This is a genomic window from Acinetobacter nematophilus (assembly GCF_026344175.1).
GTDB classification, from domain to species: Bacteria; Pseudomonadota; Gammaproteobacteria; order Pseudomonadales; family Moraxellaceae; genus Acinetobacter; species Acinetobacter nematophilus.
In genome coordinates this window covers 414,027-426,356 of sequence record NZ_JAPKMY010000001.1, presented here as the reverse complement: position 1 = coordinate 426,356, position 12,330 = coordinate 414,027, and the positions used below count along the sequence as shown (strand labels likewise).

The 12,330-nt window shown below is 40.0% G+C and carries 13 protein-coding genes; all 13 read left to right on the top strand.

Features of this window, described 5'->3' with window-relative positions; genetic code table 11:
* The first annotated feature begins 73 nt into the window (after positions 1-73).
* The 13 genes from OSH00_RS01985 to OSH00_RS01925 all read left to right on the top strand — a co-directional run bounded on the left by OSH00_RS01985 (position 74) and on the right by OSH00_RS01925 (position 12,327).
* Complete coding sequence (locus OSH00_RS01985; RefSeq protein WP_266129020.1) at positions 74-1,249, top strand: phage head morphogenesis protein; 1,176 nt, start codon at positions 74-76, stop codon at positions 1,247-1,249.
* Positions 1,246-1,788, top strand: coding sequence for a phage virion morphogenesis protein (locus OSH00_RS01980; RefSeq protein WP_266129019.1), 543 nt, complete (start codon positions 1,246-1,248; stop codon positions 1,786-1,788). The genes OSH00_RS01985 and OSH00_RS01980 overlap by 4 nt, the downstream gene beginning before the upstream one ends.
* A gap of 97 nt (positions 1,789-1,885) precedes the next feature.
* On the top strand, positions 1,886-2,374 hold the full coding sequence (locus OSH00_RS01975; protein ID WP_266129018.1) for a hypothetical protein: 489 nt from the start codon (positions 1,886-1,888) through the stop codon (positions 2,372-2,374).
* A gap of 77 nt (positions 2,375-2,451) precedes the next feature.
* The gene (locus OSH00_RS01970; RefSeq protein WP_266129017.1) at positions 2,452-3,459 is read left to right on the top strand and encodes a hypothetical protein; all 1,008 of its coding nucleotides are present in this window, start codon (positions 2,452-2,454) and stop codon (positions 3,457-3,459) included.
* Positions 3,460-3,467: 8 nt separating this feature from the next.
* Entirely contained in the window at positions 3,468-3,842 is a 375-nt protein-coding gene (locus tag OSH00_RS01965) for a head decoration protein (RefSeq protein ID WP_266129016.1), read from the top strand.
* 42 nt (positions 3,843-3,884) lie between these two features.
* Positions 3,885-4,883 carry a major capsid protein gene (locus tag OSH00_RS01960; RefSeq protein ID WP_266129015.1) on the top strand — a complete coding sequence of 333 codons (999 nt, stop codon included), beginning with the start codon at positions 3,885-3,887 and terminating at the stop codon, positions 4,881-4,883.
* Positions 4,884-4,898: 15 nt separating this feature from the next.
* Positions 4,899-5,324, top strand: a complete 426-nt coding sequence (locus OSH00_RS01955; RefSeq protein ID WP_266129014.1) for a DUF1320 domain-containing protein — start codon at positions 4,899-4,901, stop codon at positions 5,322-5,324.
* Positions 5,324-5,773: a Gp37 family protein gene (locus tag OSH00_RS01950; RefSeq protein ID WP_266129013.1), complete on the top strand. Its 450-nt coding sequence runs from the start codon at positions 5,324-5,326 to the stop codon at positions 5,771-5,773. The genes OSH00_RS01955 and OSH00_RS01950 overlap by 1 nt, the downstream gene beginning before the upstream one ends.
* A gap of 1 nt (position 5,774) precedes the next feature.
* A complete protein-coding gene (locus OSH00_RS01945; protein WP_266129012.1) occupies positions 5,775-5,972 on the top strand; it encodes a DUF7210 family protein in 198 nt (65 codons plus the stop codon).
* A complete protein-coding gene (locus tag OSH00_RS01940; protein ID WP_266129011.1) occupies positions 5,969-6,730 on the top strand; it encodes a phage tail tube protein in 762 nt (253 codons plus the stop codon). The genes OSH00_RS01945 and OSH00_RS01940 overlap by 4 nt, the downstream gene beginning before the upstream one ends.
* A 5-nt stretch (positions 6,731-6,735) precedes the next feature.
* Positions 6,736-7,182, top strand: coding sequence for a DUF6631 family protein (locus tag OSH00_RS01935; protein ID WP_266129010.1), 447 nt, complete (start codon positions 6,736-6,738; stop codon positions 7,180-7,182).
* 187 nt (positions 7,183-7,369) lie between these two features.
* Positions 7,370-11,404: a transglycosylase SLT domain-containing protein gene (locus OSH00_RS01930; RefSeq protein WP_266129009.1), complete on the top strand. Its 4,035-nt coding sequence runs from the start codon at positions 7,370-7,372 to the stop codon at positions 11,402-11,404.
* An 89-nt stretch (positions 11,405-11,493) separates the two neighbouring features.
* Positions 11,494-12,327, top strand: a complete 834-nt coding sequence (locus tag OSH00_RS01925) for a hypothetical protein (RefSeq protein WP_266129008.1) — start codon at positions 11,494-11,496, stop codon at positions 12,325-12,327.
* The last annotated feature ends 3 nt before the right edge of the window (positions 12,328-12,330 follow it).

Below are 12,330 nucleotides of genomic sequence, written 5' to 3'. Positions count from 1 at the left end.
ATTATTGGTTATGGATACTTATCGTGGGGTGTGCCATCAAATCATCATGCTATGGCGCATTTGAGTGAACGCTATGCCAAATAATTTTCAGGTGAAGTTTCAAGAGCAGATTGATTATCTAAAACAAAAAACCAATCTGCCTACTCAATCTTATAAAGATATCACATCACGCCAGCATGACCGTGCTTTTGTGGTTGCTGGCGCAATGAAAGCTGATTTGCTGAATGATCTACACAATGCTGTGAATAAAGCTGTAGCAGATGGTCAAAGCTTTCAGCAATTCCAAGATAGCTTTGATGACATTATTGGCAAACACGGCTGGCTCAATGATGAGGATGATAAATACAAAGCTTGGCGTGCCAAGATGATTTATCAAACCAATTTAAAAACCTCTCATGCTGCTGGTCGTTATAAGCAAATGACTTCACCAGAAATGGTCAAGTTACGTCCTTATTGGCGTTATAGACATAACACTATTGAAAACCCACGTATTCAGCATGAAAAGTGGAATAACTTGGTGTTGCCTGTTGATGCGGCATTTTGGCGAGTCAACTTTCCACCCAATGGTTATGGCTGTAACTGTACCATTGAGGCAATCAACGAACGTCAATTACGTGCCATGGGTAAAACCAAACCTGATACAGAACCAGCCTTTGATGATGGTGAACGCTCGGACTTTAATTCTGCTCCCGGAGAGGCTTGGTTTCCTGATCTAAACAAATACCCTGAACCCATTGCCAAAGCGTTTGTCAAAGAAACCATGCAAGATGGTGTGTTTGACCGTTTTGTTGAAGAGACGTTTGAAGCCACTGAAGCGATTAAAACAGCAACTCGTACCATCACCGCCAAAGCCCTTAAACAATCTGAAGTGGATAAGCAGTTAAAACGGATCAGTACCACAGAACAATATCCTGTTGCAGTGCTCAATACCAAACAGCAAGAGTTGCTCGGTGTATCAACGCAAACCTTACGCTTTAAACAATCGGATGCTGTACAACAGATTTTTCAATCTGCCACAGGTTTAGTAGGTAATGATCTACAAAAGTTATTTGATGATGCTTTTTTGATTGTGCGTACAAGTACAACTCGGATTTTGGTTGCTGTGACATTGACACGTAGAAACTTTATTGCGGAAATTGAGCATAATACTGAAGGTTTATTTCTTAAAACGTTGAATACAGCCAGTGCCTCTGAAATTAAACAAGCCAAGACTATGGGTGAAGTTCTATTGAGTAAGGAGCGTAAATGATTAAATATGAATTTGCGTCAGGTTTAGCACTCAATCTGATTGATCATGTTGAAAGTACTTTAAATCATCCAAATGTATTACTTGCCGATTTGGGTGAATATGCTGTGCAAAGTACGCAAGAACGCTTTCGTACATCCACAGCACCTGATGGGTCAAAGTGGCAAGCCAATAGTGAATCCACCTATTTGGGAATTTTGGGTGACAAACATAGTGATGCTGAAGGACGTTTAAACAGCAAAGGTATAAACCGAGTCGCCAGTAAACGCCCGTTGTATGGTCAAGGAACATTAATGGACAGTATCCATTATCAAGTTTCTGGTGATTTACTTTTGGTCGGATCAAATCTGATTTATGCAGCGACCCATCAATTTGGCGCAACGATTAAACCTAAGAATGGAAAAACTCTGAGTTGGAAAATTGGTGGACAATCGGTCTTTGCAAAAAAAGTCACCATTCCAGCACGTGCCTATTTGGGTATTTCAATTGCCGATGAAGCAGAAATGTATGCGATTGTCGAAGATCATTTACTTGGCTCATAAAATGCGATTTAAGCGCTTTTGTTAACTTTCAGCTAAAATGATCTATCTGTGTCAGCGAAATCGCTATTTTTGCATTTATAAATGTTTATAAATCTATATGTATAGATTATTTCTAATGGGAGTTAGACCTTTGGGGAAAATAGATGAAATCCGTAAAATTGCCACTGAAGTGAGACAGGCTTTTGAAGAACTCAAATCAAGTGGAAAGATCAGCCCAACTTATCCACCTTTTGGAAAGTTTCCGAATGGATGTTGTGGTGGGGCAAGTGAAATTCTCATTCAGTACTTTAAGATGTTAGGTTATGGTGATGCTGACTATATGAGTGGAGTCGACTATAAAATTTCATCTCATGCTTGGATACGATTAGATGGAATATGTATTGATATAACCGCAGACCAATTTAACAATAGATATTTCTCTGAAAAACCATTTACATTTGATGAATATCCAAGTGTGATTGTTGAATATGAAAAAGACTATCCTCTGAAAGACATTTTTCCTTTAGATAAACCGCCTTCTACACGAAACTATTGTGATAATGAAATTTATGCCCATTTAGTGCAGCAGTTAAAAGAAAAAAATTAAAGTTCTAAATTAGTTTAAAAGACGCCAAGTGCGTCTTTTTTCATACTCAAGCCTCAAGAGGTTTTTATGAGTATGAAATGAAACCAATCAAAATTTTTAAAGTTGGTACACATACCAGTATGCAAGGGGTAAAAAAAGAATATACCCGTGACATGCTTGCTGAATGTGTTGCTGCTTATAACCCACAAATCCATGAAGCACCATTTGTGTTAGGTCACCCAAAGCATGATGATCCTGCTTATGGTTGGGCTGATCATTTGGAATTGTCTGATGATGGTTATTTATTGGCTTATCCAAAAAAAGTAGATGCTGATTTTGCTGAAAATGTAAATGCTGGAAAGCGTAACAAAGTCTCTGCAAGCTTTTATTTACCTGACTCACCGAACAATCCAACACCAGGAAAACTATATTTACGGCATGTTGGTTTTTTAGGGGCGCAACCGCCAGCAGTGAAAGGTTTAGGAACAGTTCAATTTGCTGAAAATGAAGAAGGTGTGGTTGATTTTATGAGTCCAACCTATGCCTTTGAACTTATCTCAGATATTTTCCGTCACCAACGTGATGCTTTGATTGAATCTGCTGGCACTGAAGAAGCTGATAAGCAGTTTCCAAATTGGATTATTGATTCACTCAAGGAAGTCATCTATGCGCCTATACTTGAAGCTGCTGAGTCATCATTTTCTGAGCATCCAAAAGCAAATACGCAAACACCAACAACAAAAACCGCCCGTGAAATTGAACTTGAACAGCAGCTGGCAACGGCAAATGCGACGCTTGCAGCGCAAAAAGCTGCGGAACAGCAATCCGTGGCAAGCGATTTTGCAGAAAGCCTCGTAGAAGCTGGTCAACTTCCACCTAAAGTCAAAGACAAAGCAATTTCACTCATCGTAGCAGCCCAACAAAATGATCAAGTTGTGAGCTTTGCTGAAGGTGAAACTTCTCTTGCAGATGGTTTGAAATCATTGCTTTCTGACTTACCTAAAATCATCGAATTTGGTGAACACAATCCTAAAGGTCGTGTTGATCCAAAAATTAACCATCCTGAACACCCATTGGTCGCTGACGCTAAAAACCGTTCAGCTTAGGAGGATTTATGCCTAGTTATACGCAACCCACTTATTTGTCTGACGTTCTTTTAGTTGAAGTCAAAGAAGGTTGGACTAAAGAAACAATCTTGATTGCACCTTCTACTGTCGCACTGAGCATCGGCATGGTATTGGCGCAACTTGCTTCAGGTGAATTTGCACCGATTGATTTGGCTGGTTCTGCACCAGCAAATAAAGCCACTGCAATTTTGGCAAGTGATGTTGAAGCCTCTACTACAGCACAAAAAGCTGTAGTGATTAAACGTGGTGCAGTCGTTGCCAAAAACAATTTGATCTGGTCAGACACTGCCACAGCTGAGGATGTTGAAACAGCCCTTGCTGACTTGGAAGTACTTGGCATTGTGGCACGTAACTCATTTTAAACCTGAAGCAATTTAAAGCTTAATTTTTCAGCGAGAAAAAATATGAATTTAGCAGATTTATTTACACCGTCAGCGTTAATGGCAGCAGCTCGAACTTTACCTGTGCCACCTACTGTTTTGGGTGATTCTGGTATTTTCACCGTAAAACCAATTAAAGAAATTAACGCAACCATTTACTCAATTAATGGTCGTTTGGTTTTGGTTGAAGATACAGACCGTAATGGTGATCCAGATCATAAGGGTAACAATAAAGGCGCCTGCGAAGTTTTCCGAGTACCACATTTACCCAAAACAGCCACCATTTTACCTGATGAGTTAAATGTGCGTGCCTATGGCGATGAATCAGAAGATCTTGTCGCACCAGCTCAAGTGGTCAATGACAAACTTCAAGGTCTTAAAGATGATATTGAAACGACCAAAGAATATCATCGAGTTGGGGCGATCTGCGGCAAAATCTTAGATGCGGATGGTGTTACGGTCATTCACGACTTATATAAAAAGTTTGGGGTGACAGAAAAAAACATCAATATTGCATTTAGCAACCCAGCCACCGATATCCGAGCAAAACTTTTAGAAGCCAAGCGTTATGCCAAAAAGCAATTGGGCGGTGCTTTGATTAAAAAATGGGTTTGTTACTGTTCAGCAAGTTACTTTGACGGTTTGACTGGACATGATCAGGTACAAAAAGCTTTTGCCAATTATCAAGAAGCGGCTGATCGTCTTGCTGGTGACAAGCGTACTGGATTCACTTTTGCGGATATTGAATTTATTGAATATGACGTTGAAGTGATCAACAAAAATGGTGATCCAGTGAAGTTTATTGCTGATGGCACAGCTCGACTTGTTCCTGTCGTGGATAAGTTATTCCTGACCATCTACGCACCAGCCAATTATAACGGTGCTGCAAATACGCTTGGTCAACCAATCTATGCAATGGCTGAAGAACGTGCCATGACTAAAGGTTGGGTGCTGGAAGCTCAATCTAATCCACTTTCTATTTGTACTGCGCCTGGTGCGTTAGTCAAATTAAGTGCGACCTAAGCTGGAGCATTAACCATGTACTGTACAGTCGATGATGTTCTCAAACTTGTGCCACGCTTAACGTTAATTGATCTGACTCAAGATGATCCAGAAGTTGATGATTTCGATGTTGAAGTGATCAATGGTGCAATCAAATATGCTTCAGACAAAATTGATGCAGCGGTACGTGGACGTTATCCACTTCCATTACCGCAAAAGGTCGATTTATTAAAAGAGCTGGCATTGGATTTGGTTCGTGATCGGCTGTACACCCGTCGTCCTGATGGCGGTCCTCTACCTGAAGCGGTCAAAGAAGGTAAAAAGTCTGCTGAGGCAGATTTGACCAAAATCCAAAATGGTCAACTGTCATTGGGAATTGAAAACTCCAAAAAACCTGTTGATGAAGCTGGTCCTTGGCGCATTAAAGTTCCATCACGTCGTTTTGATGGAGGTGGACGCTAATGGCTCAAGATGTGGATTCAATCACCCAAGATATTATTGACGATTACGTTGCTCGTTTGACTGAGCACCATAAAAATTTATCAGTCAAAGAGACACCAGATAATCCAAGTAATTACGCATTGCGCCATCCAGTGGGTGAAATTTTAGTGCAATACACCTCTAGTGATTTTGCTGAGCCTGACAATACAGGTGGAAATTATCCAAATGCACCAGTTGTGGATCGCCCACAACGTCGTCGGGTAAATATTCAATTGACGCTTGTGCTTAAGTCACTAAAAGGTGCAAACGGCACAACAGCCACTTTGGATCAGGTTCGCAATAGTCTTAAAAAATTCCGTCCTCGTCATTGCCTGACTCAAGTGTATTTCTTGGGTGAAGGTTTTATTAGTGAAAAACAAGGCATTTGGCAATACGGGCTCAGAACAGCTGTTGAGCTATGGGAGAAATAAAGTGTCTAAAGATGCTGTAAAAACAGTCAAGGTGAAACTTTTAAAAAGTCATCAACACGGACAAATGCAATATAGCGAAGGAATGGAAATTGATGTTCCTGAGCATGATGCAGCTTGGCTAAAAAATTTAAAAATTGCAGAAGACGCCACCAAAAATTCTGCTTCTCCATCTAAACCTTTAGAGGACAAATCAGCATGACAATGAAAGATTTTGCATTCCAAGGGAAAATTTACCTTGGTGAAAACGTAAATGGTCAACCCCGTAATTTAAAATGGGTGGGTGATCAAAGTTCTTTAAATTTCGCAATGTCGATTGAAAAAGAAGAACGCAAAGAAAACTGGTCAGGTAACAAAGGCGTATCAGTTGTAAATATTCAATCTAAAGCTGTCAGCCCTGAATTAGTTCTACGAGAATTAACACCTGATAATATCTTGCTTGGTGTGCATGGAAAACTCAAAAAAGTTGAAGCTGGCAGTGTGACTGCTGAACCATTACCGTCCAACTTGGTTAAAGATGAATTAATTTTGCTTGCCAAAGGTACAATTTCAAACCTTGTCATCACGGATAGTACAGCTACACCAACGACATTGGTTGATGGTACTGATTATGCTATCGAGTCAACGCATTCAGGATTAATTAAATTACTCAATGTTGCTGCTCCACTGACTCAACCATTTAAAGCAGCTTATAGTCATGGTGGCATGATCAGTGTTTCTATGCTCAATGCTCAACCGCCAGTACGCTATTTATATATGGAAGCAATCAATACAGTCGATGGTCGTCGTGCTCGTGTTCATTTGTACAAAGTTCAATTTGATCCTATGGCACAACTACCTTTGACTAGTCAAACCTTGTCAGAATTCACTCTAAATGGTGCAACCTTAATCGATGCCATCAATACCTTGGATGATGATTTGGGTGGTTACGGAAAAATCGAATGGTTGGATGAGGAATAACAACAATGGCTGAACGTTACCAACAACCAAGCCAAGAAAACTCAGCAGCTCAAGCTGCTGAGGATTTGGCAGTTTTATTTCCTGATCAAATTATTACTTTGCAAGGTCAAGACATCACGGTCACTGAATACCCATTTATGACATGGCTTGCACTCAAACCCTCATGTACTGACATCATTCAACAATTTGCTGAGTTTTTACGTGAAGATGCAGAGGTCAAAGCAGATGATATCTTTGAATGTTTTGAAGACAATTTTGACAGCATGAAACCTTTGCTCAGTGAAAGTATTCATCAACCTGAAGCATTTCTAGCAAAGCTCACTGATTCAGAAATGAATACGTTATTTATCACCTGGTGGATGATCAACAAACATTTTTTTCTACAAAGCGCATATCGTCTCGTGCGCAAAAGCAAAACACCGTCCGATGGTCAGACATCATCCAGTGCTTAATTAGTGCTGGACATGACCTCAAAGAGGTCAAAAGCAAATACACAGAACGGCAACTTATTCTGTATTACGAAACCATTCAGAAAGAGAAAAATCATCATTATGCCAATACTGCTTTGGCGATTAATTTAGGATTTGCAGGTGGTGAAGCTCTCGAAAAACATTTAAAAAATCTAAGAGGAAAATAGTCATGGCGGGTAAAGATTTAAAAGTCGCACTTAAAATCACAGCGGACTTGAATCAAGCCCGTCGTGAAATGCGAGGAATCAAAGACGAATTAGTCGATACATCCAAAGCTGCGGACAATGCAACCAAGTCACAGCAATCAGTCTCAAAAGCCAGTTCAAGTACTGCCGATGCGATAAAAAAAATGTCAACAGCAACGGACATGAAAGATGGCACAAAACAATTAAACGTCTATGATCAGCAACTCAATAAAGTCACTGGTTCAAGTGCACAATTTGCAGAATCAAATAATAAAGTACTTCAGTCACTCAAAGGTTTTGCACCACAATTATTGTCAATCTCAGCGGCTTCAGCTGGATTTATGGCAATTGCGATGGATACTGTCAATAAAGCCGCTGAACTGAAAAACCAATCGGCATTAGGTGGATTGAATGTAGAGGAATTTCAATATTATGCTGCTGGTGCAAAAACTGTAGGCATCCAAACTGAAAAACTTGGCGATATTTTTAAAGATACCCGAGATAAGGTTGGTGATTTCCTTGCCACTGGCGGTGGAGAGTTAAAAGATTTCTTTGAAAAGATCGCTCCCAAAGTCGGTGTAACTGCTGAACAATTTAAAAAGCTCAATGGTGCTGAATCTTTACAACTGATTTTTGATTCACTTAAAAAGACGGGAATGTCTGACAACGAGATTGTTTTCTATTTAGAGTCAGTAGCAGATGAAGCAACCGCCTTAGTTCCTTTACTGGAGAAATCAGGTGAAGGCTTTAAAAAATTTGGGGATAAAGCCAAAGCTTCAGGTGCAATTCTAAGTAAAGACATGGTCAATGATGCCATTGCGGCAAAAAATGCCATCGGGGATGTTCAAAATCAGGTCATGGGTTTGACCAATAAAATGGTTGCCAATGCTGCACCAGCCATCACCTTTTTAGCACAAAATTTAGATGTTTTAGCACAAGCTGGGATCATTGCCGCATCGGTATATGTTGCACGTTTAGCACCATCAATCATCGCCTCAACGAAAGCGACTATTGCGGATTTAACCACAAAAGGTCAAGCAATATTTTTAAGCAAGTCACGTGCAACGGCATTGTTAGCTGAGGCGAATGCGTCACAGATCAAAGCAGCAGCCGAACTAAAATCAGCTCAAACAGCAGCAGCTGTTGCGATGGGAACTTCAGCACAAACAGCAGCTCAAGCACGACTAACCACTGCTCGTACTGCGGATACTGCTGCAACATTGGCACAAAGCCGTGCTCAAGAAGTTTATAACACGACAATGTCACGTTCACGATTAAGTGCTGGTGTATTGATGGGCGCTTTAGGTGGACCTGTTGGTTTGGCGATCACTGCCGCTGGTGTTGCCGCAAGTTTTTTATTGATGAAAGACAGCTCAGCCCAAGTTGCTCCAGTTCTTGATATTCAAGGTCAATCTGTAGACGAGTTGCGTGCTAAATATGAGCAATTGGGTGCAATCCAAAAAGATACAGCCTTACACGAAATCAAAAAGCAAGTTGAGGAGACTTCTTTAAAATTTAAAGTTGCATCTTCTGACTTGTCTGCTTTTATTGAAGCATTACCGATTTCAGATGAAAAAATTAATACTTACCGAAAACTGAACACTCAGTTTATCCAAGGAAAAATCACTGCCGATAATTATTACAATGCTTTAAAAAATGGCAATGTTTTAAATGAGGAACAGTTGAGAACTGCTGGAAAATTAATTTCAGCATACAGCGATACGAAGAAAGAATTTAAGACCACTAAAGAAGCTCAAGAGGCATTGACGTCTACATCTAAAACAGCATCATCAACGAACAATGATTTAAATAAAAGTATAACTGAGACTGGTAATGCTGCGATTTTTGCAGCTGGACAAATTGGCGGCTTAACCAAGGCACATAAAGAGCTACTAGAAACAGCTCAGAACAATACTTTAAGTAATTGGTATCAAATTGATTTAATGAAAAAAGGTGTTTCGCCAGAAAAAGCTGCCAAAGATGCTAAATCACTAGATACACTCAATGCTGATCCTAATTCAACTCAAACCTATTTTAGATTACCTGATGACTTGAGTAATGCTAATGCACTTGATCTTAAAGTTGAGAAAGAAAGATTAGCCTTAGAGCAAAAGATCACCCAAGACTTTGAGAAACGTAAAAAAATTGCAGAACAGACCAATAAAATTAATAAAACTGTTTTAGCGCAATCCATAAAATATAATTACGCTGAAAAGGAGAAAAATGCTGGATTACCAAATGGTTTATTGTATGCCATTTCAACAAGAGAGTCTGGTGGTGATCGTTTTGCAAAAAGCCCAGTTGGTGCTAAAGGTGCATTTCAATTTATGCCTAAAACTGCTGAACGCTTTAAATTATCTGATAGAACAGATGTTAATCGGTCAGCTGAAGCTGCAACTGAATATTTAAAGTGGCTTTGGGAAAGGTACAATGGGGATTTAGACAAAACTATCATGGCATACAATGCTGGTGAAGGTAATGTCGATTCTGGTAAAGCCTATAGTTTTAAGGAAACTCAAAAATATTTAGCTGAAGTAAAGAAAAATTTAGCGGCAATTAATGGCTTCAAGGATGAGAATGCACAAAATAATTTATCAAAAATGTTAAGTGCAGAAGATGATACAAGAAAAAAAATAGAACAGTTAAAGCAAGAACGAGTCACTATTGATCTTCGCTTTGCAACTGAGCCTGAAAAGCTTAAAAAGGAATATGATGATTTAGTCAAGGATATCAATAAAGCTGGGTATGACCCTGACACTTTAAAAATCAGACTGGTACAGGCTGAAAAAGAATACCAGGATAAACTTTCCAAACGCCCAGAAATATTAAAGCGTGTTCAGGAAAGCATGACTGAATTAGATAAATCGTGGCTCAAGGCTTCAGGCAACGACCTTGAATCTAGCTTGATGGAAATTGATGAAAAATGGAAACAACCTAAAGCAGATCTTGCCAGTTTGATGATGTCAGAACCCAATGCACTTCAGGCAAACAAATACCAAGAGATGTTGGTTAAAATTGATTTTGTCATCGATCAAGAAAAACTTACTTTGCAGTATAACAATGCAATTGACCGCTTCAAGGAGCTGGATGAATTAAGAAATTCACGCCTTGATAATCTGAAGACACAATACGATAGTGGTCAAATCACCCAGCCACAGTATGCAGAACAAGCCAAAGAAATTAATGAACAATTACGTCCTGAAATGGAAAATCTGATTCAATTGGCTTGGCAATATGCTGATGCCATGCAAGGTGTCTCTGGAGAACGTGCACGAGAAAATACCTTAGCCATGCAACAGAGCTTGATTGAAACCAACAATGAGTTTAGAAAGTTTCTCCCTACGGCTGAACAATTGAATGAACAAATTGCTGGTGGCTTGACGGATTCGATCATGGCTTGGGCAGATGGCGTTAAATCTGTTGAAGGTGCATTTAAACAATTTGCTGCATCGTTCTTGCGTGAAATCGCTCAAATGATTTTAAAACAGATGTTATTTAATGCGGTTTCGCAAATGACTGGAGCAGCAAGTGCAGCCGCTGGAAGTGGCGGTGCTGGTGGTATGATTGCTGGAGTCTTGTCTTCAGCTTTTGGTGGTCAAGGTTTTATGGATGGTGGTCATACTGGTTATGGACCAAGAGATGCTGTTGCTGGTGTAGTACATAAAGATGAATGGGTGACGACCAAACGACGAACATCTGAACCAGGTGCAAAGCAATTTCTAGCCTATTTTGAAAAATATGGTATGCAAGGTTTAAACAAGTTTAAAGGATATGCGGATGGTGGCTTAGTTGGCGCACCTCAAGTCAATGTACCGAATATTCCAACACCAAAAGTTGCCGATCCAGCAGCCATGATTGCCAACTCAACCAGTTTTAGCGCAAACCAAAACTTTTATTTGGTTGATGATCCAGCACGTATTTTGGATATTCTTAAATCAGGTGCGTCACAAGAAAACCTTGTGGTGATGATGTCACGTGATCCAGCCAAGTTTAAATCAGCACTTCAAATTGGCGGATGATCTCGCTACAAAGTTTTAAATTAGTTTAAAAGACGATTTCGACCTACACCGCCACAATTGGCGGTGTATTAGATTTTGGACTTTAAAAAATGCCTCATGCAATTGGCTATGTAGATAACACAGGTGGCACAAGCGCTCACTATAAAATGCTGGATAAAATCCGTGAAGTGGCAGTCGCTTCAGGTTTTTGGCAAGTGATGCGCTATGAAAACACAGCTGCTAATCGTGAACTCATTTTAAAAGGACAAGGTTTTACTGGTACTGAAGAGATTTATGTTGGTGTTCGTACCTATCAAGATGCCAATGCAGATTACTACAATCTTTGTGTAGCAACCTTCACAGGCTATGTCGCTGGAAATACTTTTGATACACAACCAGGCGTTCGCCTTTCTGGCGTTCCAGCGCATAACCAACGTATTGATTATTGGCTATCCGTCAATCCACAACGCATCATTTGCTGTATGAAAGTCGGTACGCCTGTGTATGAGCATTTCTACATTGGCAAGTTTTTCCCCTACGCACGTCCTTCTCAATATCCTTATCCAATGATTTGCGGTGGCATGCTTGATGGTGCTCCAGCAATTCGTTTTTCAGATACATCTCACTCAATGCCCTATAAAGGCAATCGAGCCAATTTAGGTATGCGCTTTAATACAGGCGTTTATTTAACACCAGCGGTACACCCTTGGAATAACAATACTTTGGCTGGTGGGACTCAATTAAGAGATACAAATGAACATTACTCATTACTTCCAGCAACGCTTTTAGATGGCAATGGAATCTATGGTGAGCTAGACGGTATTCGCTTTATCAGTGGCTTTAACAATGTGGTTGAAAATACCTGCGGTGAAGAATGGGTTGTTCTCCAAGATGTCAGTCGTACAGGCTTTGTCGACTATATCGCTTTTAAATTAGATGCTTAAGGA